20 protein-coding genes are annotated in these 23,364 nt (G+C 69.7%); 6 read left to right on the forward strand and 14 right to left on the reverse strand.

All coding sequences use genetic code 11. From position 1 onward, the window contains the following. Positions 1-387 precede the first annotated feature (387 nt). The 5 genes from ACWGIC_RS06005 to xsc form a co-directional block, all read right to left on the reverse strand. A complete protein-coding gene (locus ACWGIC_RS06005; protein ID WP_452074786.1) occupies positions 388-1,107 on the reverse strand; it encodes a sulfite exporter TauE/SafE family protein in 720 nt (239 codons plus the stop codon). Positions 1,108-1,153: 46 nt separating this feature from the next. Further along, the gene (locus ACWGIC_RS06010) at positions 1,154-1,900 is read right to left on the reverse strand and encodes a sulfite exporter TauE/SafE family protein (protein ID WP_452074787.1); all 747 of its coding nucleotides are present in this window, start codon (positions 1,898-1,900) and stop codon (positions 1,154-1,156) included. Between the two features lie 422 nt (positions 1,901-2,322). Further along, the gene (locus tag ACWGIC_RS06015; protein ID WP_452074788.1) at positions 2,323-3,687 is read right to left on the reverse strand and encodes an amino acid permease; all 1,365 of its coding nucleotides are present in this window, start codon (positions 3,685-3,687) and stop codon (positions 2,323-2,325) included. 295 nt (positions 3,688-3,982) lie between these two features. Beyond that, positions 3,983-5,347, reverse strand: a complete 1,365-nt coding sequence (locus ACWGIC_RS06020) for an aspartate aminotransferase family protein (protein ID WP_452074789.1) — start codon at positions 5,345-5,347, stop codon at positions 3,983-3,985. A 200-nt stretch (positions 5,348-5,547) separates the two neighbouring features. Then, complete coding sequence (gene xsc / locus ACWGIC_RS06025) at positions 5,548-7,386, reverse strand: sulfoacetaldehyde acetyltransferase (protein WP_452074790.1); 1,839 nt, start codon at positions 7,384-7,386, stop codon at positions 5,548-5,550. Positions 7,387-7,531: 145 nt separating this feature from the next. On the opposite strand from xsc, the gene ACWGIC_RS06030 reads away from it, so the two are divergent. From ACWGIC_RS06030 to ACWGIC_RS06040, 3 genes are read left to right on the forward strand one after another with little or no spacing between them, the layout of a single operon-like run. Continuing rightward, complete coding sequence (locus tag ACWGIC_RS06030) at positions 7,532-8,377, forward strand: IclR family transcriptional regulator (protein WP_452074791.1); 846 nt, start codon at positions 7,532-7,534, stop codon at positions 8,375-8,377. Between the two features lie 13 nt (positions 8,378-8,390). Beyond that, a complete protein-coding gene (locus ACWGIC_RS06035; protein ID WP_452074792.1) occupies positions 8,391-9,335 on the forward strand; it encodes an AAA family ATPase in 945 nt (314 codons plus the stop codon). Further along, entirely contained in the window at positions 9,332-11,008 is a 1,677-nt protein-coding gene (locus ACWGIC_RS06040) for a cobaltochelatase CobT-related protein (RefSeq protein ID WP_452074793.1), read from the forward strand. The genes ACWGIC_RS06035 and ACWGIC_RS06040 overlap by 4 nt, the downstream gene beginning before the upstream one ends. On the opposite strand, the gene ACWGIC_RS06045 is transcribed toward ACWGIC_RS06040, so the two are convergent. The 5 genes from ACWGIC_RS06045 to ald form a co-directional block, all read right to left on the reverse strand. Further along, positions 11,005-12,441, reverse strand: coding sequence for a sodium:solute symporter family protein (locus ACWGIC_RS06045; protein ID WP_452074794.1), 1,437 nt, complete (start codon positions 12,439-12,441; stop codon positions 11,005-11,007). The two genes, ACWGIC_RS06040 and ACWGIC_RS06045, sit on opposite strands and share 4 nt — an antisense overlap. Continuing rightward, positions 12,435-12,683: a DUF3311 domain-containing protein gene (locus tag ACWGIC_RS06050; protein WP_452074795.1), complete on the reverse strand. Its 249-nt coding sequence runs from the start codon at positions 12,681-12,683 to the stop codon at positions 12,435-12,437. The genes ACWGIC_RS06045 and ACWGIC_RS06050 overlap by 7 nt, the downstream gene beginning before the upstream one ends. Then, positions 12,680-14,344: an amidohydrolase gene (locus tag ACWGIC_RS06055; protein ID WP_452074796.1), complete on the reverse strand. Its 1,665-nt coding sequence runs from the start codon at positions 14,342-14,344 to the stop codon at positions 12,680-12,682. Before ACWGIC_RS06055 ends, ACWGIC_RS06050 begins: the two co-directional genes overlap by 4 nt. Before the next feature lie 96 nt (positions 14,345-14,440). Beyond that, positions 14,441-15,904 (reverse strand): MocR-like pyridoxine biosynthesis transcription factor PdxR, encoded by a 1,464-nt coding sequence (gene pdxR, locus ACWGIC_RS06060; RefSeq protein WP_452074797.1) that lies wholly within the window; start codon positions 15,902-15,904, stop codon positions 14,441-14,443. 92 nt (positions 15,905-15,996) lie between these two features. Beyond that, positions 15,997-17,112, reverse strand: a complete 1,116-nt coding sequence (gene ald, locus ACWGIC_RS06065; protein ID WP_452074798.1) for an alanine dehydrogenase — start codon at positions 17,110-17,112, stop codon at positions 15,997-15,999. A gap of 208 nt (positions 17,113-17,320) precedes the next feature. Here ald and ACWGIC_RS06070 point away from each other — a divergent pair, with 208 nt between their 5' ends. Both ACWGIC_RS06070 and ACWGIC_RS06075 read left to right on the forward strand, forming a co-directional pair. After that, positions 17,321-18,310 carry a phosphotransacetylase gene (locus ACWGIC_RS06070; RefSeq protein ID WP_452074799.1) on the forward strand — a complete coding sequence of 330 codons (990 nt, stop codon included), beginning with the start codon at positions 17,321-17,323 and terminating at the stop codon, positions 18,308-18,310. Then, positions 18,307-18,984, forward strand: coding sequence for a phosphonatase-like hydrolase (locus tag ACWGIC_RS06075; protein ID WP_452074800.1), 678 nt, complete (start codon positions 18,307-18,309; stop codon positions 18,982-18,984). Before ACWGIC_RS06070 ends, ACWGIC_RS06075 begins: the two co-directional genes overlap by 4 nt. A gap of 45 nt (positions 18,985-19,029) precedes the next feature. Here the strand turns inward: ACWGIC_RS06075 and ACWGIC_RS06080 are convergent, their stop codons facing one another. Beyond that, the gene (locus ACWGIC_RS06080; protein ID WP_452074801.1) at positions 19,030-19,593 is read right to left on the reverse strand and encodes a TetR/AcrR family transcriptional regulator; all 564 of its coding nucleotides are present in this window, start codon (positions 19,591-19,593) and stop codon (positions 19,030-19,032) included. Between the two features lie 68 nt (positions 19,594-19,661). Here ACWGIC_RS06080 and ACWGIC_RS06085 point away from each other — a divergent pair, with 68 nt between their 5' ends. Then, a complete protein-coding gene (locus tag ACWGIC_RS06085) occupies positions 19,662-20,825 on the forward strand; it encodes an FAD-dependent monooxygenase (RefSeq protein WP_452074802.1) in 1,164 nt (387 codons plus the stop codon). On the opposite strand, the gene ACWGIC_RS06090 is transcribed toward ACWGIC_RS06085, so the two are convergent. The 3 genes from ACWGIC_RS06090 to ACWGIC_RS06100 all read right to left on the reverse strand — a co-directional run bounded on the left by ACWGIC_RS06090 (position 20,822) and on the right by ACWGIC_RS06100 (position 23,337). Then, positions 20,822-21,466, reverse strand: a complete 645-nt coding sequence (locus ACWGIC_RS06090) for a cysteine hydrolase family protein (protein ID WP_452074803.1) — start codon at positions 21,464-21,466, stop codon at positions 20,822-20,824. The genes ACWGIC_RS06085 and ACWGIC_RS06090 overlap by 4 nt on opposite strands. 72 nt (positions 21,467-21,538) lie before the next feature. After that, positions 21,539-22,465, reverse strand: coding sequence for a LysR substrate-binding domain-containing protein (locus ACWGIC_RS06095; RefSeq protein ID WP_452074804.1), 927 nt, complete (start codon positions 22,463-22,465; stop codon positions 21,539-21,541). A 35-nt stretch (positions 22,466-22,500) separates the two neighbouring features. Then, a complete protein-coding gene (locus ACWGIC_RS06100) occupies positions 22,501-23,337 on the reverse strand; it encodes an alpha/beta hydrolase (protein WP_452074805.1) in 837 nt (278 codons plus the stop codon). Between the last annotated feature and the right edge of the window lie 27 nt (positions 23,338-23,364).

Genomic DNA, 23,364 nt, shown 5'->3' on the forward strand with positions numbered 1-23,364 from the left:
TACTACGCTCAACCCACGCTGCCTAAAACCCGTGTCTGCTCCATGGGGCAACTCCACTCATGTGGGCGTGTGCTACGTATCGCGCATCGTCAGCCGGGCAACTGTAGGCGTGTGGCTAGCGAGCAAGATCGTCCTCGTACACATAGGTAACAGACAAAGAGGCGGTCATCGAGACCGCCTCTTTCTTGTTTTTCGGCAGGGTATCCTTTGGGCAAGTCAGAGCACAGAGTGGCGTCCATGAGCTCAGCGGTCGGGCTTGCCGGCCATCGAAGCTCCGACGTGTCCTCTCTGCTGCGTAGCCCGGCACCGGTCTGAGCTGATTTCGGATGCCCTAGGCGTATGCGGAGGGCTGGATCCTGTCGATGGAGGCGATCCTGGAGGCTGGGGTCAGGCGCTGATCATCGTCACGACCCCGGACACCACGATCAAGCCGACGATGGCCCGGTCGAACAGTGCGCGGGGGACTCGGCCGATGAGACGGCCGCCGAGGATGTTGCCAGCTAGGGCGGCCAGGACCAGGACCGGCAGGCGGGCGGCCAGGTCGGTGGTGTCGAACTGGCCTGCGGTGACCAGGAGGAGCAGGGACAGGCAGTTGGTTACCACGAAGTAGCCCGCGAGGTCGCCGACGAAGGTTCTTGGCGGGACTTTTGCCGAGGCGAGCAGGACGGCTGGGGGTGCTCCGTTCAGCGAAGTCGTGGTGGAGAGGTAGCCGCCCAGTAGGCCGGCGACAGTTTGCTTTATCGGGGTTGCGGGGTGGGCTTCGCGGGTGGGGCGGAGCAGCAGGCGTAGGCCGGAAAGTATGACGACGGTGCCTGCCAGGATGCGCAGGGCGTGTGGTGGGAGCAGGTGCAGGGTGAGTGCGCCGGCCGCGGCTCCGGGGAGGCTTGCTGCGCCGAGGACGGCTACTCGGCGCCAGGCGATGTGGTCTCGTTCCCGGTGAAGTACAGCGAGTCTGGTGATCATGGTGGTGATCAGGTTGATCACCACGACTTGCGGCAGCGGCAATCCGATGAGCAGCAGCAGGGGAGTGCCGACCAGTGATGCGCCGAATCCGGTGAGGCCGCCGATGAAGCCTGCGAAGGCGACGGCTAGTGCGCCGAGGATCATGCGGCCGCCGCCTGGGAGGCAGAGGTGGCTGGGGGAAAGGCGTATGTCATGCGACTACCGCCTGGCCTACCAGCGCCAGAGACAGCACAGCGAGGATTCCCAGCACGATCCGGCGGACATCGCCGCCGCCGTGGCGGTACAGGTGGGTTCCGGCGGCGATCCCGGCTAGCGCGATGGGGAGGAAGAGTGCGGTTTGCAGGAGGACTTCGCTGGTGAGGAGGCCGCCGGCGCCGGCTGTGCAGACGGTCATCAGGTCGGCGGCTAGGAAGAAGACGACCAGGCTCGCGCGATTGATGGCCATTGGCAGCGGGGAAGCCAGGTACATCAGGACGACTGGCGGGCCGCCCATTCCGCAGGCGCCGTTGAGTACGCCGAAGGCGGTGCCTACGCCGGCGGATCCGGCGCGGCCGGGCAGGCGGCGGGTTCGCGGGGCGATGGCCAGGGCTAGTGCGGAGATTCCTACTGCGAGTCCGATGGTCAGTCTTGTGGCCCGCTCCGGCAGTGCAGCGAGGAGCCAGATTCCGGCTGGCAGGCCGAGGAGTGCGCCGGTGATCAGCCAGCGTACGGACGGGCGGTGGGCGTCGGGCCAGGCTTTGGGGAGCAGGGTCACGCTGGAGGCTACTTCGAGCAGGAGGGTGCTCGGGACGACGGCTGGCGGCGGCAGGACCAGGCACAGGCAGCTCACCCACACCAGAGACGCGCCGAAGCCGGAGTAGCCGCGGATCAGGCCTCCGGCCAGCAGGGCGGCGACGGCGAACGCCATCGCCGCCGGGGACAGCTGCCAGAAGGTCATCGGACGGCCGGGGAGGGGACCCGGGACGGGTGCGGCATCGGACCTCCACGACGCGGGCGGACGGATTCACCTTGGGGCACGGCTGGTCGCGGCGGTAGGTCCAGAATCGCGGCATCGCGGGGTACCAGGGGGCAGCCGGGAGGGTCGGCTGAACCGGGACTGCTGGAACTGGTCCGGCGACGGCAAGCCGGAGGCCAGGGCGGAAGCGGTGGGGAGGGCTTGCCGAAAGCCAGGGTGAAAGCCGCAGGGAGGGCTCGCCGGAGGCCTGGCGGTCCAGGGCGAAAGCGGCGAGCCCAGAGCGGCGGAGACAGAGCGGCGAGGGGAGGCGCCGCCAGCGGGGGCCACGGCCGGTCCTGGGAAGGACCGGCCGTGGTAGAACTGCCCTGGTCGCGAGGCCGGAAGCGGCCCAGCAAGGATTCAGGTCAGGTCGAAGCCACCCCGGCCTCGCCCCGCGTGGCGTCCTTTTCCTCAGCGACGGCGGGACCGGCCGGACGCCGCTTCCGGAACTGGTACGCGATCAGGATCAGCGCCAAAGTCACCGCGCTCAGCCAGAACTGCGAGCGGGTCGACGGGAGGAACGCCATGGCCAGGATGACCGCCGCCATCAGGGCGATCGTCGCGTAGCTCAGCCAGGGGAACAGCCACATTTTCAGGCTCAGCGCGCCCGGGTCGGTGTTCTGCAGCCGCTTCCGCAGCCGGACCTGGGCGAGCGCGATCGCCAGGTACACAAACAGCGCGACCGCTCCATAAGAGTTCACCAGGAACTGGAAGATCAGGTTCGGCGAGGTGTAGGCGGCGATGACCGACACGTAGCCGATGACGGTCCCGGCGATGATGGCCCGGCGAGGCACGCCGCTGCGGGACAGCTTCGTGAACATCTTCGGGGCGTCGCCGTTGCGGGTCAGGGCGAACAGCATCCGCGATGACGTGTACAGGGCGGAGTTCAGGCAGGACAGCACTGCCGTCAGGACGATGGCGTTCATGATCGTCGAGACCGCGGGGATGCCGAGCACGTCCAGGACCGCGGCGTACGGGCTGACCGCCGTGTCGGGCGAGTTCCAGGCCTTGACCGCGACCACCACGAAGACCGAGCCGACGTAGAACAGCACGACGCGGAACACGATGGAGCGCATGGCCTTGGCGATCGCGCGTCGCGGTTCGGCGGATTCGGCCGCGGCGATGGTGACGATTTCCGCGCCGGTGTAGAAGCCGACGCAAGGGACGACCGCGGCCAGCACCGCGCCGATGCCCATCGGGGCGAAACCGCCGTGCGACACGAGGTTGCTGACGCCTCCGTGGGAGCCGGGCCAGACGCCGAACAGATACAGCGCGCCGACCACCAGGAACACCAGGATCGCGATGACCTTGATGGAGGAGAACCAGTACTCGAACTCGCCGTACGACCGCGCGGAGACCAGGTTCGTGGCGGTGAGCAGCAGGAGCAAGCCGAGGCTGAGCACCCACAGGGGCACGTTCGGCAGCCACAGCTGCAGGATCCGGCCGCCGGCGACCGCCTCGACGGCCACCACGATCACGAAGAAGTACCAGTACATCCAGCCGACGGTGAAGCCGGCCCGGTTGCCCATCGCCTCCCTGGCGTAGACGTAGAACGAGCCGAGCGCGGGCCGCGCGACGGTCATTTCGGCCAGCATCCGCATGATGAGCACGGTGATCAGCCCGGCGATGAAGAACGAGACCACCGCCGCGGGCCCGGCCGACTGGATGACCACGCCGCTTCCGACGAACAGGCCGGCGCCGATCACGCCGCCCAGTGCGATCAGATTCATGTGGCGTTGCTTGAGACCCGGTTTGAGGCCGCTCTGAGCGGCTGTTTCCGGTGCAGAACCCACGTCTCCTCCTTCCGGCGGCGCCGGGGGACCTCGATGTCCCCGCGCCGGCCGCCGCCGCGATGTCGCTGAGAGCTGCTGTGTGGTTCCCGTCACCGTAAGAAGGAACAGGCCCCGCCGCGAGAGCCAGATGCTAGCCATGCTCCGGTACCAGAACGGCCCGATCCCGGACAGCAGGACGGGCGCCGGGCCCCCTCGGAACAAAGGGGTACCCAGCGCCCGTCGAACCCATCCGTCAGGGCTGGATCGCCTTCTCCACGTCGGTGAGCATGCCGTCGACGCCGTGCAGCAGCTCGTCCAGCACGTCCGTGTCGGCCACCAGCGGCGGCGAGATCATGAGCATGGTCGCGCCCCGGTCGTCGCCGCGGAGGATGACTCCGGTGCGGCGGAACGACTCCGGCAGCACCTCCCGCAGTACCGTCAGCGACTCCTGGTCGGTCAGCTCGCGGCCGCCGTCGCGGTCGGCCATCAGCTCGATCGCGTAGAAGAAGCCGGTGCCGCGGACGTCCTTGACGCACCGGTGCGCGTCCTTCAGCGACTCGAGCGCGGCGTGCAGCTTCGGGCCTTCGGCGAGGACGTGTTCGGGGACCTCCTCGTCGCGCATCGCGCTGATGTTGGCCACCGCGATGGCCGTCGACACCGGGTGGCCGCCCCACGTCGCGCCGTGGGTGAAGACGCCGCCCTTCGGGGAGTCGTACAGCTCGGTGACCAGCTGTTCGCGCACGATCACGCCGCCGAGCGGGGCGTAGCCGGAGGTGGAGCCCTTGGCGAAGGTGATCAGGTCCGGGACTACGCCGGTGAGGCCGTGGCCGAAGAAGTGGCCGAGGCGGCCGAACGAGCAGATGACCTCGTCCGAGACCAGCAGGATGCCGTACTTGTCGCACAGCTCCCGCAGCGCCGGCCAGTAGCCCTCCGGCGGGACCAGCGCGCCCCGGCCGTTCTGGACCGGCTCGGCGAACACCGCGGCGACCGTCTCCGGGCCTTCTTCGAGGATGACCGCCTCGATCGCGCGGACGCAGTCCAGCTGGTCGGCCGGGCCGCAGTCGCCGGTGAAGCCGAGGGTGTTCGGCACGTGCCGGATGCCCGGCAGCAGCGGGCCGAACGGCTCCTTGATCTTGGGCAGGCCGGTGACCGACAGCGCGCCCATGGTCGTTCCGTGGTAAGCCATTTCGCGGCTGATGATCTTCGTCCGCTCCGGGGCGCCCTGGCTGCGGTGGTACTGCCGGACGAACTTCAGCGCGGTTTCGACCGCCTCCGAACCGGAGTTCACGAAGAACGTGGTGCCGAGGTCGCCGGGGGCGAGGTCGGCGATGATCCGGGCCGCTTCGATCGACGGCGGGTGCGCCGAGCCCCAGTTGCTGGCGTAGGCGAGGGTGCCGACCTGCTCGGCCGCGGCCTTGGCGATGTCCGCGCGGCCGTGGCCCATGTTGACGCAGAACAGCCCGGCGAGGCCGTCGAGGTGGCGGCGGCCCTCGGTGTCGATCAGATAGCTGCCCTCGCCGCGGACGAACACCGGGAAGTCGCTTTGCCAGGTGTCCTTGCGCGTGAAGTGCGGCCCGAGGTGTCGGCGGGCAGTGGCCCGCAGCTCCGTGACGTTCACCTGGCGACCTCCTGTGTGTGGCGAGAACGGGATGTGTCGACGATCGCAATCTTTCTGGCCCACGCCCAGAGCCAGAAAGCGGCCGATCACCGGTGCCAGATTCGTGGCGGGGCAAGCGAAAGCCCGGCCGGGCGCGGGGCCGGGCCGGGCGGGGGCGTGCAGCAAAGGGGCGGTGGGGTTCTCGTGAGTGTTGCTGCCCGTTAGATCCGGCCTGTAAACTCCAGAGGCGGTTTAGCGTAGTCCTGGTACTTCTCCAGGAACCGCACCGGCTTCGACAGCGCGTCGCGGCGGAACGGGTCGCCCAGCTCGCGGGTGCACATGATCTCGATGACCGTGGTGCGGCCCTCGTTCATCTGCGCGTCGACGGCCTTCTTCAGCGCCGGGCCGACGTCCTCGAGCTTGTCGACGACGATGCCGTCCGCGCCCATCGCCTGCGCGATCCCGGCGAAGCTCTCGCTTTCCAGTTCGCCGGCGACGAACCGGCGGTCGTAGAAGTCGACCTGGTTCTTCTTTTCCGCGCCCCACTGGCGGTTGTGGAACACGACGGCGGTGACCGGGATGTCGTGCCGCACCGCGGTCATCACCTCGCCCATGCTCATGCCCCACGCGCCGTCACCGGCGTACGCGATCGCCGGCCGGTCCATCGCAGCGGCCTTCGCGCCGATGATGGTCGGCAGGGCGTAACCGCAGTTGCCGAAGGACATCGGCGCGAAGAAGGAGCGCGGCTCCTCGAAGCGCAGGTAGCTGTGCGCCACGGAGTTGATGTTGCCGATGTCGGTGGAGACCATCACGCGCGGCGGCATGGCCTTCTCCAGTTCGCGCAGCACCTGGCGCGGGTGCAGCCAGTTGCCCTCCTCCTGCTCCTGCTCGGCGATCATGTCGAGGGAGTAGGGGTCCTTCTCGTGGGTCCACGCGGTGAGCTCCTCCTCCCACGCGTCCTTCTCCGCCTTGGTGCGCGCGACGCGTTCGCCGCGGGTGGCGTCGCAGGCGAGGGTGCGGTCGGCGAGCCGGTCGGTCAGCGCCGCCGCGGCGGCCTTCGCGTCGCCGCAGATGCCGACGGTGATCTTCTTGACCAGGCCGAGCATCTTGTGGTCCGCGTCGATCTGGATGATCTTCGCGTTCTTCGGCCAGTAGTCCATGCCGTGCTGGGGCAGGGTGCCGAACGGGCCGAGCCGGGTGCCGAGCGCGATCACCACGTCCGCCTGCGAGATGAGCTTCATCGCGGCCTTGGAGCCCTGGTAGCCGAGCGGGCCGCACCACTGCGGGTGGCTGGCCGGGAAGCTGTCGTTGTGCTGGTAGCTGTTGACGACCGGCGCGCCGAGGCGTTCGGCGAGCGCCTTGCACTCCTCGACGCCGTCGGACATGACGACCCCGCCGCCGGAGATGATCACCGGGAACTCGGCGGTGGCCAGCAGTTCGGCGGCCTGGGCGAGGCTCTTGTCGCCGCCGGGGCCGCGGTCGAGCCGCTGCGGCTCCGGGATCTCGGTCTCGATCTCGCCGTAGAAGAAGTCGCGCGGGATGTTCAGCTGGGTCGGGCCGATTTCCGACAGCGCCCGGTCGAAGGCCCGCGCGGTGTACTCGGCCATCCGCTTCGGGTTGTTGACGTGCGCCTGGTACTTGGTGAACTCCTGGAACATGGGCAGCTGGTTGGCCTCCTGGAAGCCGCCCAGCCCGGTGCCCATGGTGCCCGCCTCCGGCGTGATCATCACGACCGGGCTGTGCGCCCAGAACGCCGCGGCGATCGCGGTGACGCAGTTGCTGATGCCCGGGCCGTTCTGCCCGATGACGACGCCGTGCCGCCCGCTGACCCGGGCGTAGCCGTCGGCCATGTGCGCGGCGCCCTGCTCGTGCACGACCGGGACGAGCCGGATGCCGGCCGGCGCGAAGATGTCCATCGCGTCCATGAACGCCGAGCCCATGATGCCGAAGATGTCGGTGACGCCGTTGGCCACCATCGTCTCGACGAAGGCCTCCGACGGGGTCATCTTCGCCGGCCCGCTGACGACGGTGCGGCCGTCGCCCGTCTTCCTCTCCGCCATGGTTGAACTCCTTCGACGCTGAAAGTCTTGGTTTTCGGTACGTGAGGTTCGTGAAAGCTGAACTCGATGGACGATAGGACGCCGCGTGCGGGAGGTCAACCGGCAGTTGATGGAAAACGAGACAAGATGTGCTAGTTTTCGGAACGTGAGTGAGTTGCGGAAGACCAGCGCCGTGGAACTCGTGCGCGAGCCGGACGGCGCGGGCCTCGACGGAGACACCCCGACCATGCGGCTGTTCTCGCTGCTCGAGCTGATCGCGGCGAAGGACCAGCTGGTGACGTTGCAGAGCCTGGTCGAGGAGACCGGCCTGCCGAAGCCGACGCTGCACCGGATGCTGCAGCAGCTGGAGGGCGCCGGGCTGCTCGTGCGCCAGGCCGACGGGCGGCATTACGGCACCGGCGACCGGCTGCGCCGACTCGCGGAGAACCTGCTGCTCAACGCGACGCACCACGGCGCGCGGCGCGCGGTGCTCAAGCACCTGGTCGACGAGCTGGGGGAGAGCTGCAACATCACCGCGCTGTCCGGCAGCGAGATCGTCTACCTCGACCGCGTCGAGACGCCCGAGCCGCTGCGGTTCTACCTGCGGCCCGGTTCGCGCGTGCCGATCCACTGCTCGGCCAGCGGCAAGATGATCCTGTCCCAGATGAGCCCGGCGCAGCGGCGCAAGCTCCTCGCGCACGCTCCGCTCAAGCAGTACACCGCCAAAACGGTCACCGACCTCGACGCGCTGGAGGAGGAGTTCGCCCGCATCCGGCGCGACGGCTTCGCGCTCGACGACGAGGAATTCCTGCCCGGGCTGGTGTGCGTGGCGGTGCTGGTGCCCAGCCGCACCGGGCGGTCCAACCTGGCGGTGGCGGTGCAGGCCCCGGTCATGCGGCTCACCGCCGACAAGGCTTTGCAGGCGCTTCCCGCGTTGCAGCGGGCCGCCGAAGCGATCAAGGAGGTCGAGGCCGAGGGGTCGGCCGACGACGCCGACAGCATCCCGTCCTGACGGAGGTCCCCTGATGAACCCGTTGTCCGGCAACGGTCCCGACGCCCGGATCGCCGTGCGCGACGCGTTCGGTCTCGACTCGGCGATGGAAGTCCCGTGCTTTTCCGAACCGGACGAGCACGTGCCCGAGACCGACCCGGCCTACCGGTTCAACCCGGACGTGACGCTCGCGTTGCTGGCCGGGTTCGCGCACAACCGCCGCGTGCTCGTGCAGGGCCTGCACGGCACCGGCAAGTCCACGCACGTCGAACAGGTCGCGGCGCGGCTGAACTGGCCGTGCCTGCGCGTGAACCTCGACGGCCACCTGAGCCGGCTCGACCTCGTCGGCAAGGACGCGGTGGTGCTGCGCGAAGGCAAGCAGGTCACCGAATTCCGCGAAGGCATCCTGCCGTGGTCGCTGCGGCGGCCGACGGCGCTGATCCTCGACGAGTACGACGCGGGACGGCCGGACGTCATGTTCGTCATCCAGCGGCTGCTCGAACGGGACGGCAAATTCACGCTGATCGACAGCAACACCGTGCTGCGCCCGCATCCGGGCTTCCGGCTCTTCGCCACCGCCAACACGGTGGGGCTGGGCAATCTCAACGGGCTCTACCACGGCGTCCAGCGGCTCAACCACGCGCAGATCGACCGGTGGAACATCGTCGCGGCGCTGGATTACCTGCCGCCGGAGGAGGAGGCCGCGATCGTGCGGGCGCGCGTGCCGCGGCTGTCCGGTCAGCTGATCGAGGCGATGGTGGCGGTCGCCGGACTGACCCGGGAAGGGTTCAGGGCGGGCGATCTGTCCACGCTGATGTCGCCGCGCACGGTCATAACCTGGGCGGAGAACTGCGAGATCTTCACCGATCCGGCGCTCGCGTTCCGGCTGACGTTCCTCAACAAATGCGACGAGGCCGAGCGTCCGGTCGTCGCCGAGTACTTCCAGCGCTGTTTCGACCTGGAGCTGGCCGCGGCGTGAGCACGCCCGAAACCCGGCGGCGCCAGCAAGTCGAGGAGCTGTCCGCGGCGGCGATCCGGGCGGTCAGCGGATCGCCGGACGCGCATTTCCGGGGCGGGCGCCTGCATCGCGGCACCCGTCCGGCCCCGATGCCCGCGCCGCATTTGCGGGCCGGCGACGAGGACGTGCGGTCCTTCCGCGGCGCGGCGGACGGGATGGCGCTGCACCTGAGCCGGTCTGATCGGGACTTGCACCAGCGGTTGCGGCCCGAGGGCGGTGTCGAGCGGCTGCTGTTCGAACTGCTTGAGCAGTTCCGGGTGGAGTCGCTGGTCCCGGCCGGTTTTCCCGGCGTGACGGCGAATCTGCGGCGGAGGCACGAACGCTGGTCGCTTTCGGCGCACCACAGTGGACTGACCGAGACCGCGCGGGGCTTGCTGCTCTACACCGTCGCGCAGGTCGCGCGAGCGCGGATCACCGGCGAGCCGGTCGTGGAAGAGACCGAGGACCTGATCGAGGCGACCCGGGCGGCGATCGCGCCGATGCTCGGTGTGCAGCTGGCCGGGCTTCGGCGGCACCGCACTGATCAGGCCGCGTTCGCCGAGCACGCGAGGGTGCTGGCGGAGGCGGTCGCCGCGTTGCTGGAGCCGGAGAAGCCCGAGGACCCAGAGGACGAAACGGAAGCGGCGGAGTTCGCGCTGCTGCTGGATTTCGACGACGAAAACGGCAGTGAGGACGGCGGTACCGCGGGCCTCGGCGACCACAAAGGACCGGTGGCGGCCGGATCGTATCGGGTGTTCACCACTGCTTACGACCGCGAGGACCGGGCCGGTCCGCTGGTGCGTCCGGAATTGTTGCGGGAACTGCGCGAACGGCTGGACGCTCGGGTTGCGAAGCAGGGCGTCAACGTGGCTCGGCTCGCCCGAGAACTCACGGCAGTGCTTGCTGAACCACAGCGGTCCGGTTGGGACGGCGCGCAGGAGGAAGGGCAGATCGACGGCCGGGCACTCGCGCGGTTGATCGCGGCGCCTGCGGATCACCGGGTGTTCCGGGTCGAGCGGACCGAACCGGTCGCGGACGTGCTGGTCACCTTCCTGATCGACTGCTCGGGTTCGATGAAGGCGCACCGGGAAACCGTTGCGGTGCTGGTGGATCTCTTCGCTCGTGCGCTCGATCTCGCCGGTGCCAGCTGCGAAATCCTCGGCTTCACCACCGGTGCGTGGCACGGTGGCCGGGCGCGGCGGGACTGGATGCGTGCTGGGCGGCCGAAACAGCCGGGGCGGCTCAATGAGCGTCGGCACCTGGTGTTCAAGGACGCTGCGACGCCCTGGCGGCGTGCTCGGCGGGACGTGGCGGCGTTGCTTAAGGCCGATCTGTTCCGCGAAGGCTTCGACGGCGAGGCGTTGGCGTGGGCAGCTGAGCGGGCGCGGGCGTGGGAGGCTCGGCGGCGGCTGGTTTTCGTGCTGTCGGACGGAAGCCCGATGGACGGTGCGACCGCGCTGGCCAACGAGGAACGTTACCTCGACCGCCATCTGGTGCAGGTGGCCGACGGGCTGGAGCGGAGCGAGACTGAGGTGTACGGCATCGGGGTCGGGCTCGATCTCAGCGCGTACTACCGGCGCAGCCTGGCGTTGGACGCCGCGGAAGGCACGGGATTCCGTGCCTTCCGCGAGATCCTCGGCCTGCTCGCGCGCTAGCCCGCTGGCTGCGCGGCGAGCGACGCGGGCGTTTCGGTGCGCTCCAAGGCGATCGGCGACCGCCGCTGGCCCGGGGAAAGCAAACTCCAGCCGAACACGATCACCAGGTTGACGCCCATCGACACCAGACCGGTGTTGAGACCGCCGAGAGTCACGCCGGTGGCGTACAGGACGACCGCGGTGACCACTCCGACGACCATGCCCGTCGCGATCGCGGCCGTGCGCACCCGCCGGGCGAACAGGATCGCCAGCCATCCCGGCACGACCTGGGCGAGCAGGTTGTAGGTCAGGTTCAGCACGGTGAGCATGAGCGTCGAGGCGGTCAGCGTCAGCACCGCGGCGAGCACCAGGAACACCGCCACCGCCACGACCGTCCAGCGTCGTTGAGCCGCTGGGCGGACGTTCGGGGCCAGGTTGCGGCTGACCATGCCGCCGATCGCCAGCGCCGTGGCCGACAGCACCAGCACGCCGGACAACGCGGCGCCGGCGGCCACGAGGCCCAGAACCGGTTCCGGGAGAAGGCCTTTCGCCGTCACCATGAAGACGGTGTTCGGGTTCTTCAGCCCGGGGTGCTGCTTCAGGCCGTAGTAGGCGGCGAAGACGAGGAACGGGTAGATCAGCATGTACAGCGGCATCCACACCGTCGAACTCTTCACCGCCCGCTCGGAACGCGCCGGGAACACGTACGCGCCGCCGAAACCGAGGTAGAAAACCACGCTCTGGAACAGGATCGTGGTCATCGCGAACCACAGGTCCTGGCCGCCCATCGTGGTGTGCGCCCTGGCCAGTGCCTCCGGCCCGGTGACCCCGGAGGTCCCGCCGGCGACCAGCACCGCGGCGAGGCCGACGAGCACCACGCCGAGCAGCATGAACGCGTCCTTGAGGATCGACACGAACGCGGGGGAGCGGATGCCGGAGACGGCGATGTAGGCGAACGCGATGATCCCGGCCAGCACGACGCACTGCACGGGCGTCAGGGTCAGCCCGAGGTTGCTCAGCACGACCTGCAGGCCGATGAACTGGTACTGGCCCCACGGAACGAGCGCGATCAGCATCGTCACGCACGTGATCAGTTCGAGCGTCCGGCTGCCGTAGTGGCGGCCGAAGACGTCCGGGACGGTCATCGCGTCGTGTTTGCGGGCCGCGCGCCAGACCAGTGGGGCGAGAAAATATCCCAGCGAGTAGGCCAGCAGGATGTAGCCGAGGAACCAGATCCCGTAGCTCGCGCCGTGCGCGTAGATCCCGCTGGGGAAGCCGATCATCGTGCCGATGCTGTACACCTCGCCGACCGCCAGGAAATACAGCAGCCACGGCGGGAACGAACGGCCGCCGACCAGGAATTCGGAGATCCCGCCGCCGCGCGACGAGCGGCCCGCCCACAGCGCGAGCAGGATCGAAAGCACCATCACTGCCGCGACGATGAGAATCAGCACGACTGGTCCTCCTTCGCGGTTGCCTTGCCGGGGGTGTCGGCTGGATAGTGCCGGCGGTCGAAGAACCGCCAGCTGATCCACAGGCACAGGGTGGTCAGCGGGAAGCAGAGGAACATCCAGAAGAACACCAGCGGGAACCCGGCGACGGTCGCCGCCGAGCCCGCCACCAGCGGGATGCCGCCGAGGATCGCGACCGCGGGGATGCCGAGCCCGATGCACAGGCTCGGCCAGCTGCGGATCATCGGACGCCTCCGGTCGCGACGGGATCGCGTTGCCAGACCAGCTGTCCGCCGATCACCGTGGCGTCGACTTTCAGGTCCCGGATCCGGCTGGGGTCCACAGTGGTCGGATCCTCGGACAGCACGATGAGGTCCGCGAGCTTGCCGACTTCGAGGCTTCCCTTGATTGTTTCCTCGCCGGCCAGGTAGGCCGCGTCGATCGTGTACCCGCGCAGGGCGGCTTCGACGTCGATCGCCTGTTCCGGTCCCAGCAGCTGGCCGCTGCTCGTCTGCCGGGCGACGGCGCACCAGATGCCTTCCAGCGGCGGCACCGGGGTGACCGGGGTGTCCGAGTGGAGTCCGAAGTGGATTCCCCGGGAACGCGCCGACGCGAGCGGGCTGATCCGGCGAGCCCGTTCCGGGCCGAGGAAAACGTCCCGGTGCCGGTCGCCCCAGTAGTAGACGTGCTTGATGAAGAACGACGCGGCGACGTCGTGTTCGGCCATCCGGTCGAGCTGGTCTTCGCGGGCGGTCTGGCAGTGTTCGATGCGGTGGCGGCGGCCGGTGCCTTCCGGTGCGCCGAGGCGGGCGTAGCCGTCGATGATGGCGTCGATCGCGGCGTCGCCGTTGCCGTGCACGGCGACCTGCCAACCGGCAGTGTCGAGCGCGGCGATCCGGCGGGACAGCTCGCCCGGTTCGAGCAGCATCATGCCGTGTTCGTCGGGGTCGCAGGTGTAGCCCTCGGCCAGGCAGCCGGTGCGGCCCTGGATCGAGCCGTCCGCGACGATTTTGATGCCGTTCATGGTGAAGCCGTGCGGATTCGACTTGTCCGGCGGTTCGGGGGTGCCCTCGGCGAGGCCGGGAAGGAGGGTGTGGAAGAGGTAGCCGTGGATGCGGGTGCGCAGTTTCCCGGCGCGGGTCAGCATCCGGTACGCGGCGAGTTCCTGTTCTCCGCCGATCAGCCCGATCCCGGTGTCGTGCACCGAAGTGACGCCGTTCCGCAGGTACTCGGCGTCGGCCAGCTGGAGCGCGTTGGCCAGTTCGTCGGGGCCTTGCGAGGGCATCGCGGAGTTGACCAGGAACGCAGCGGTTTCGATGAGGAGACCGGTCGGTTCGCCGCGTTCGTCGCGGGCGATGGCGCCGCCCGGCGGATCAGGAGTGGCAGCGGTGATGCCGACAGCTCGCAGCGCGGCGGAATTCGCCACGGAGAAGTGGCCGGTCACGTGGGTGAGCAGGACCGGGTTGCGCGGCGAAGCCGGGTCCAGGTCGCGCCGGGTCGGATGCCGGTTGTCGGCGAGAAGCGTGTCGTCGTACCGGAAACCCTTGATCCATTCGCCGGGGCCGAAATCGCGCGCGGCCTGCCGGACCCGGTCGGCGATGTCGCTGATCCGGTCGTTGGGCGGGCTGCCCGCGTCGACCGGGGCGGCCAGCGCCATCCCGAAGAAGGACGGATGGTTGTGCGATTCCACGAAGCCCGGGACGACGGTGCGCCCGGCCAGGTCGAGCACTGTCGTTTCGGGACCGGCGAGCGCGGCGATCGCGCGGTCGCCGCCGACCTCGGTGATCCGGCCGTCGCGGGCGGCGAGCGCGGACGCCCGCGTCCCGCCTCGGTCCAGGGTCAGCACCGTGCCCCCGAGCACCACCAGGTCGGGGGCCGGACGAGCGGATGCGGCGGGTTCGCCCACGATGGGACCTCCTTGTCCACGTGTCCTGACCCCCAGACAGTGCCGGGGGAGCTGGCCCGCGAACAGGTCCAGAAAGCGACGCGCGCGTGGGTCCAGTCAGCTGTCCAGCAGCTCCCGGCAGACGTCGCCGAGCAGCCGGATGCCCGGTTCGATCGCCGACGGCGGGGTGGCGGAGAAGCCGATGCGGAAGTGGTTGCGCGGCGGGTCGTCCCCGAGGAAGAAGATGTCGCCGGGTTCGATGAGGATGCCCAGTTCCTCCGCGCGCTCCACCAGGACCCGGCAGTCCAGTTCGGACGGTCCGGTCATCCAGAGGCTGACGCCGCCGGGCGGGTACGGGCTGTGCTCCCACGGCAGGTATTCGGTGACCGCGGCGCAGGTGGCGGTCCACTTGCGCATCAGTTTCGTGCGGTAGCGGCGCAGCGAGCGGTGGTACTCGCCGCTTTCGATGAGCAGCGCCAGTGCCCGCTGCAACTGGCCCGGCGGGTGGCGCAGGACGTATCTGCGGGCCTCGCGCAGCGCGCGCACCAGTTCGCGCGGGCCGACCAGGTAGCCGAGGCGGAGCCCGGGGGAGAGGAATTTCGAGAAGGTGCCGAGGTAGACGGCGTCGCCGGTGTTGTCGAGCGCCTTCAACGCCGGGGTGGGGCTGCCTTGATAGCGGAATTCGCTGTCGTAGTCGTCCTCGACCACCACGGTGCCGGACGCGGCGGCTTGCGCGAGCAGCTGGCGGCGTCGGCCGATGCCGAGTGTCGCGTTGGTCGGGTGCTGGTGGCTGGGGGTGAGGTAGAGCAGGTCGATGCCGTCGAGCGATTCGGGCGGCTGCAGGCCGCGGGAGTCGACGTCGATCCCCGTCACCTGCGCGCCGGTGCGGAGGAAGATGTGCCGGGCGTCGAGGTAACCGGGGTTTTCGATGGCCACGACCTGGTCCGGGCCGAGCAGCACCCGGCCGAGCAGGTCGAGGCCCTGCTGCGAGCCGACGGTGATCAGCACCTCGTCCGGGTCCGCTTCGATGCCGCGAGTGGTGAGCAGCTGGCGGCACACCATCTCGACGAGCATCGGATCGTCGGAGCCGACGCTGTCCTGGAGGCTGTGGAACACGTGCGGCCGGTAGAGCGCGTCGCGCAGGCAGCGCGTCCACGACCGGGCCGGGAACGCGGTGATGTCGACCTGCCCGGCGAGGAACGGGTACGGGTAGCTCGCCCAGTCGGTGCGTTTCTCGATGTGGGCGACCTCGGCGTCCGGGAAGCGGCGGACCCGGGCGGCCCAGTCGATCCGCGATTCGGTGTCCCGTTCCTCCACCGCGCAGTGCGGGCGCATCTCGCCGTTGACGAACAATCCGCTGCGCTCGCGGCTTTCCACGTAGCCCTCGGCGACCAGTTCCTGGTAGGCGAGGTTGATCGTGTTCCGGGAGACGCCCAGTTCGACGGCCAGCTCCCGCGAGCTGGGCAGCCGCCGGGCCGGGTCGAACGTGCCGATGGCGATCCCGTGCTCGATCGCCCGCCGGACCTGGCGGTACAGCGGTTCGTCCGACGAGCGGTCGATCTCGATCAACGTGCGTGGCAAGTGCGCTCTCCCAAGTGGCCGGCGTGCAGCGGGGTGGGCTGAAACGTAACTCGCAGTGGCCGCTTTTCCCACCCCGCGCCACGCCGGTCGGCTCAGGCCAGCGCTTCGGCCACGTCGGTGACCGGGAGCCCGTGCGCCGTGGCGACCGGCTCGTAGGTCAGCTTGCCGTCCACAGTGTTCACGCCGCCGCGGAGTTCCGGCGTGTCCTGCACCGCGGTCCGCAGGCCCTTGTTCGCGATTTCCAGCGCGTAGGGGAGCGTGACGTTGGTGAGCGCGTGCGTGGAGGTGTGCGGGACCGCGCCGGGCATGTTGGCGACGCAGTAGAACACCGATTCGTGCACCCGGAAGGTCGGGTCGGCGTGCGTCGTGGGGCGCGAGTCCTCGAAGCAGCCGCCCTGGTCGATCGAGATGTCCACCAGCACGCTGCCCGGCTTCATCCGGGAGACCGTCTCGTTGGACACCAGGCTCGGGGCCTTCGCGCCCGGGACGAGCACGGCGCCGATCACCAGGTCGGCTTCCAGCACCGCCTGCTCGATCGCGTACGCGTTCGCGGCGGCGGTGCGGATGCGGCCCTGGTACATCCGGTCGGCGGCGCGCAGCTTGTCCACGTTCTTGTCGAACAGCACGACGTCGCCCCAGGTCCCGGCCGCGACGGCGACCGCGTTCATCCCGGCGACGCCCGCGCCCAGCACGACCACGCGGGCCGGCGGGACTCCGGACACGCCGCCGATCAGCACGCCGCGTCCGCCGTTGACGCGCATCAGCGTCTGCGCGCCGACCTGCGGGGCCAGCCGTCCGGCTACCTCGCTCATCGGGAACAGCAGCGGAAGGGAGCCGTTCGGCAGCTGCACCGTTTCGTAGGCCACGGCCGTGGTGCCCGCGTCGAGGAGGGCTTTGGTGCAGGGCTCGCTCGCCGCGAGGTGCAGGTAGGTGAAGAGCAGCTGGCCGGAGCGCAGCCGGTGGTACTCCTCGGCGACCGGCTCCTTGACCTTCAGCACCATTTCCGCGGTGCCCCACACGTCGTCCGCGTGGTCGAGCAGCTTAGCGCCGGCCGCGGCGTAGTCCTCGTCGCGGATGGACGAGCCCTCGCCCGCGCCGCGTTCCACGAAGACCTCGTGGCCGGCCGAGGCGAACTCGTGCACTCCGGCCGGCGTCGCCGCCACCCGGTATTCGTGGTTCTTGACCTCGCGAGGCACACCGATCCTCATCGCCTGCTCCCATCTGCCGTGTCTGGTCCGACCGAGAGTGCGGGAGGACTGGCCACGGCGAAAGTGCCAGAAACCGCTCGGCCGAGGGGTCCAGAACCGGGGCCTTCTGGACCTGTCATCGGGGACTGTTCTGGCTCTGTCCCTTGGGGCCAGGGCTCGCCATCCTCACGAGGAGCACTGCCGTCCGCCGTCCGCGAGGAGTTGCGAGATGACCATGGCCCCTCTGGCCGAGACCTGGCGGGAGCGCGTCGGAGACGCCCGGCCGCGGATCGCGCTGGCCGACGGCGCCGATCCGCGCGCAGTCACTGCCGCCGCGCGCCTGGCCGACCACGGCGAGATCGAACCGGTGCTGGTGGGGCCTTCGGCGGAGATCGCTTCTGCTGCGGCGGAGCTGGGTTTGGCTGTTCCGCCTTTCCTGGACACTGCCGCCCTGTCTGCCGACGACGCTGTCCTCGCACGGCTGGCTACTGCGTTCCCGGACCGCGTGGAGACTGTTCGCCACGACCCGGTCGCTCTCTCCGCGGCCCTTCTCGCGCTGGGCCGGGTGGACGCGTGCCTGGCTGGTGCGACGCGGCCGACGTCCGATGTCCTCCGGGCCGGACTGCGGATCGTCGGCCTCGCTCCCGGCGTGCGGACCCTCAGCAGTTGTTTCCTGATGTTGTTGCAGGACGGCCGGTCGCTCACTTTCGCCGACTGCGCGGTGGTTCCGGAGCCGGACGCGGACGCGCTGGCCGATATCGCCGTTGGTGCGGCGTCCACGCATCGCGCACTTACCGGAAGTGAGCCCGTAGTGGCGATGCTTTCCTTTAGCACGCAAGGCAGTGCCAAGCATTCCGCAGTGGACAAGGTCCGTCAGGCGACTTCGCTGGTGCGGGAACGGTTGCCTGGCGTGGATGTTGATGGCGAACTGCAATTCGACGCCGCTGTCGTGGACGCCGTCGGGGAGGCTAAGGCGCCGTCTTCGACTGTCGCTGGGCGGGCGAATGTGTTGGTGTTCCCCAATCTCGACGCGGGGAACATCGCTTACAAGATCGCCGAACGGCTGGGCGGGGCGACCGCGCTCGGACCGATCCTGCAGGGCGTCGCCGCGCCGCTGCACGACCTGTCGCGCGGCTGCAGCGCGGGCGACATCGAGACGATGGCCCTGATCAGCGCGGTGCACGCGGTGACCGGTCGGGAAGTGGAGGGGGTCCGATGACGCGAGGGGTGGAGCTGGTCGTGCTGGACATGGCCGGCACGACGGTGCGTGACGACGGCGCGGTGGAGGCGGCGTTCTCCGCGGCGCTGGAGGCAGTGGGGGTGCCTGCTGACTCTCCGGAGCGCGAGGACGTGGATGCCTATGTCCGCGACACCATGGGGCAGTCGAAGATCGAGGTTTTCCGGGCGCTGTTTCCCGCGGAAGGGGTTGCGGAGAAGGCGAATCGGGTTTTCGAGACCGCGTTTGCTTCGCAGGCGATAGAGGTCGCTGCGCCGCTTCCCGGGGCGGAGGAAGCGATCGACAAGCTGCGCGCGCAGGGGCGTCGGGTGTGCCTGAGCACGGGGTTCTCGGCGGCGACCCGGGACGCGTTGCTGCGACGGCTCGGGTGGACGGATTTGGCGGATCTGGTGGTGTGCCCGGCGGATGCTGGCGGGCGGGGACGGCCGTTTCCGGACATGGTGCTGACTGCGGTGCTGAAGCTCGGGATCAGCGACGTGCGGGCGGTCGCGGTGGCAGGGGACACCGGGTTCGACATGCTGACCGGGCGAAGGGCGGGGGCGTCGGTGGCGGCGGGGGTGCTGACCGGGGCGCATGACGAGGCGACGTTGCGGGCGCATGGGGCTACGCATGTGCTGGGGTCGGTGGCGGAGTTGCCGGGAGTGCTTGAAGGCTAGGGAGTTTTTAGCTACGGCCAGGCGTGCTGGCCACGGGAATTGCGGTCAGCCCGGCGGCGCGACCGCGGCGGCGATCAACGCCCGAGCCGCGATCTCGATCCTCTCCTCGTCCCCGCTCACGATCCGGTCCAGGCACAGCCCGCGCAAACCCGAGATCAGCAGACTTGCCCGCGCGACCGCCTCGGGTTCGGCGTAGCCCAGTTTCCGGTACACCGGCACCAGCGGGTCCACCATCGCGGTGATCGCTTCCCGCGCGACCGTCAGGTAACGCTCCGGCTGGGTCGGGGCCAGGGCCAGCACCTGGAACAGGATGCGGATCGGCCGTTGCTGGCGGCCTCGGGTGATCGCGTTCCACAGGGCGTGGGCCGCGGCGGCGAGGGATTCCTCGTCATGCACCGCGTGGAACAGTTCGGTGACGTCCGGGCGGCTCGCGGCGATCGCTTCGGTGATCAGGTTTTCCCGGCTGCCGAAGTAGTACAGCAGCATCCGCTTGCTCGTCCCCAGCGCCTCGCCCATCGGGGCGAGCGACAGGTCCGCGATGCCGTGCGCCGCCAGGTAGTCCACGGCTTTCTGCAGCAGTTCGGCGCGGCGGCCGGTCCCGGAGTCCACCTCTTGACTGTACCGATCGGTACGCCGTACGGTCCATGTACCGATCGGTACGCGGCGGAGGGGGGCGGATGGCGGGCAAGGTGGCGATCGTCGGCGGCGGGATCGGCGGGCTGACGCTCGCGCTCGCGTTGCGGGAGCGCGGGATCGGGGCGGAGGTGTACGAGCGGTCTGCGCAGCTGCGGGAAATCGGGGCGGCGGTCGCGTTGTCCGCCAATGGGTCCCGGGTGCTGGAGCGGCTCGGGTTGCGGGACGAGCTGGCGGCGTGTTCGGCGGTGCCGACGGAGCTGGTTTACCGGCATTGGCGGGGCGGGCGCCGGATAGCGGCGTATCCGATCGGGGCGGCGTACGAGGAACGGTTCGCCGGGCCGTATTTCGGGGTGCATCGGGCGGATTTGCAGCGGATCCTGGCTGGTGCCTTCGGGAAAGTCCACCTTGGCCGGAGGGCGACCGGGCTGGTCGCGGAGGGCGCGGGGTATCGGCTGGAGTTCGCTGACGGGACAAGCGAAACCGCGGATGTGGTGGTGGGTGCGGACGGGGTGCATTCGACGGTTCGCCGGTGGGTGGACGACGCGCCGCTCGCCCGGTATTCGGGGGCGAGCGGGTTTCGCGGGCTGGTGCCGGCGGACCAGCTGCCGGCATTGCCGGACGCGGGGGCGATCCAGTTCTGGATGGGGCCGGGCGGGCATCTGCTGCATTACCCGATCGGCGACGGGTCGGTGGTGAATTTCCTTGCGGTGCTGGACGAACCGGACGCCTGGGAGGGGGAGTCCTGGACGGAGGACATCCCCCGGGAACGGATCGGCGCGGCGTTCGAGGGCTGGCATCCGGCGGTGCGCGAGATGGTCGGCGCGACGAAGTTGCACCAGCGGTGGGGGTTGTTCGGCCAGCATCCGCTCAACCGCTGGCATCGCGGCGGAGTGGTGCTCCTCGGCGACGCCGCGCACGCGATGCTGCCGCATCACGGGCAGGGCGCGAACCAGACGATCGAGGACGCGGTGACGCTCGCGGAGTGCTTGGCGCGGGAGTCGTGCGAGGCGGCGCTGGCTCGGTACGAGAGGCTTCGGCGGCCGAGGACCCGTGCGGTTCAGCGGAGTTCGTGGGTGGCGAACGCGCTGCTCCACGTGCCGGACGGTCCCGCGGCGGCCGCGAGGGACGCCGCGCTGGGGCGGATCGGCGAGACGCTGGAGTGGATTCACTCGCATGACGCCCTGGCGGTGGCGGGGCGGGGCTAAGCGGCTTTCTTTTCCGCGAGGGCCTTGAATTCGGCGCTCGTCATCACGTCCGCAGTGGACTGGGCGAGGACGACCAGCGTGGCGGCGTGCACCTCGGCGGCGGACATCGCGCCGTGGCCGAGGTCGGGATGGTCGTAGGTGGCGCAGGCGTCGGACAGCACCGCGGTGCGGAAGTCGCGGAACATCGCGTCGCGGATGGTGGCGTGGACGCAGTCCTCAGTGGTCACTCCGGTGGCGATCAGGGTGTCCACGCCTCGTCCGCGGAGCTGCATCTCGAAGTCGGTGCCGAAGAACGCGCTGTAGCGGTGCTTGGGGATCAGCGGTTCGTCCGGGCGGCGGTCCACTTCGGAATACAGGGCGGCGCCAGGGGTCCCGTCGATGAGCGCCTGGCCCTGGGCGATCGGCGGGTACAGGTCGGCGAAGCGGCCCATGTCGGAACCGTCCGGGCGATGGACGTGCGCGGTGAAGAACACGGCGATGCCCGCGTCGCGGCAGAACCGGACGGTGTCGTTGAGGACGGGGACCATGGCGCGTCCGGCCGGGGACTCCAGCGGGGCGTCCGGGGCCAGGAAGTCGTGCTGCATGTCGATGACGACCAGCGCGGTGCTGGCGGGATCGACGGTGGACAAGCGGTAACCCATGAAACGCTCCCTCCGCAGAGGCAATGAGGTATCACGGTTTGACGCCGGTCGTCAAGAAAACGACAGAAAGCGTCAGGCGTCTTCGATCTGCGCGGCGACGGTGCGCAGGGACCCGATCAGCGCCTGCGTGGCCGGGTTCAGCCTGCGTCCGGCGGCGAGCGTCAGGCCGACGCTGTGCCCGATGTTCTCCAGCGGCGTCGGCAGCGTGACCAGCCTGGGATCGTCCATGCCGAGGAGCCCGGGGAGTGCGGCGACCATGGCGGTTTCGGTGAGCAGCTGCCGCACGGTGAGGAACGATGTCGCCTCCACGCGGTTGGCGGGCAGGTCGAGACCGTGCTGGGCGAACAGGCTTTCCAGTTCCTGGCGCAGCATCGTTTCGGTGCCGGGCACGATCCACGGGAACTCCGTCAGATCCTCCAGCGAAACGGTCTCGCGCGCGGCGAGCGGATGATGCGCGCCGGCGACGACGCGGATCGACTCCTGGTACAGCGCTTGGCGCCGGGTGCCTTCCGTGCCGGGGCCGCTCAGCCTGCCGACGATGACGTCCACCCGCCCCGCGGTCAGCTCCACGAGCAGCGATTCGGGTGTTCCTTCGCGGACGACGACGGTGACCAGCGGATGGTCTTCTTTGAGATGCGCGATCGCTCGCGGCAGCAGCAGATTCGAGCCCGCGAGGTGGATGCCCGCCACGACCCGGCCGCGTGTCGCGTCGGCGATCTCCACGACGTGCCGGGCCGCGTGGGTCAGCTGGGCGAGCACTGCGCGCGCGTGCTCGGTGAACGCGGTCCCGAACTCGGTGGGCGTGATCCCGCGCGGGCCGCGTTCGTAGAGCGGCACGCCCAGGATGGCTTCGAGGTCGTGCAGGCCGCGCGTGACGACTGGCTGCGTGACGTGCAGGGCGGCGGCCGCGCCGACCACGCTGCCCTGCTCGGTGAGGGTGTCCACCAGCACGAGGTGCCTGAGCTTGAGGCGGCCGTCGAGCAGGCGGGGCATCTCCATTCCGGCGACATTACTGTCCGGGGTGGATTCCGGCGTCACGAGAGGGCGAGCCGGACCAGAGCGCGGCTGAGCGCGGAGCCGGGGTCGGCGAGGTCGAGGAAGACGTCGAAATGGTTCCGGCCGGGCACGGCGGTCCAAGATCGCGCAGCGGGCCAGTGCGCGTGGAAAGCCTTGCTCTGCCGATGGAATCCGGCTGCCTCGTGCTCGGCGACCGCTACGTGCAGGGGCGCGGTGCCTGGCGGGGCCAGTATCGGGCTGAGGGCTTCCGCGCGGGCGGCGTCGAGGGTCAGCCAGGCGTTGGCGAACGAGCCGACCAGGGGGCGGAGGTCGAAGAGTCCGCTGATCGTCATCGCGCCTTTGACGACGTCTCCGGGCACGCCGGCGTCGCGCTGCCATCCGGCGACGGCGGTCATGGCCGTCAAATGCCCGCCGGCTGAGCTGCCGACGACGTGGATGCGGTCCGGGTCGAGGCCGTGCTCGGCGCCGTGGCAGTACACCCACGCGACCGCGGCGCGGACCTGGCGCACGATCTCCTCCAACGGTGCCGTCGGCGCGAGCGTGTAGTCGGGCACGACGGTGGCGATCCCCGCGTCGGCCAGAACCCTTGCCATGAAAGCGGTGTCGTGCCGCGAGAGCATCCGCCAGTAGCCGCCGTGGATGGCGACGACGACGGGACGCAGCTGTCCGGGCGAGCTGCCCCAGACGTCCAGCCGCTCGTTGCTCAGCGGGTCGAAGGCCAGGCCGGGGCGGCCGTCCAGGCTGGCTGTGGCGGATTCGGAGGCGGACCGGTAGCGGGCCATCACGGCGTCGAACTCGGCCTCGGTGACGGTGGCTTGCGCGCTGTAGTCCCGATCGGTGTCCGGAGGGGTCACGGGCCTTCCTTCCTGCTCGGACGGCTT

The sequence above is a fragment of the Amycolatopsis sp. NPDC054798 genome (assembly GCF_053611505.1).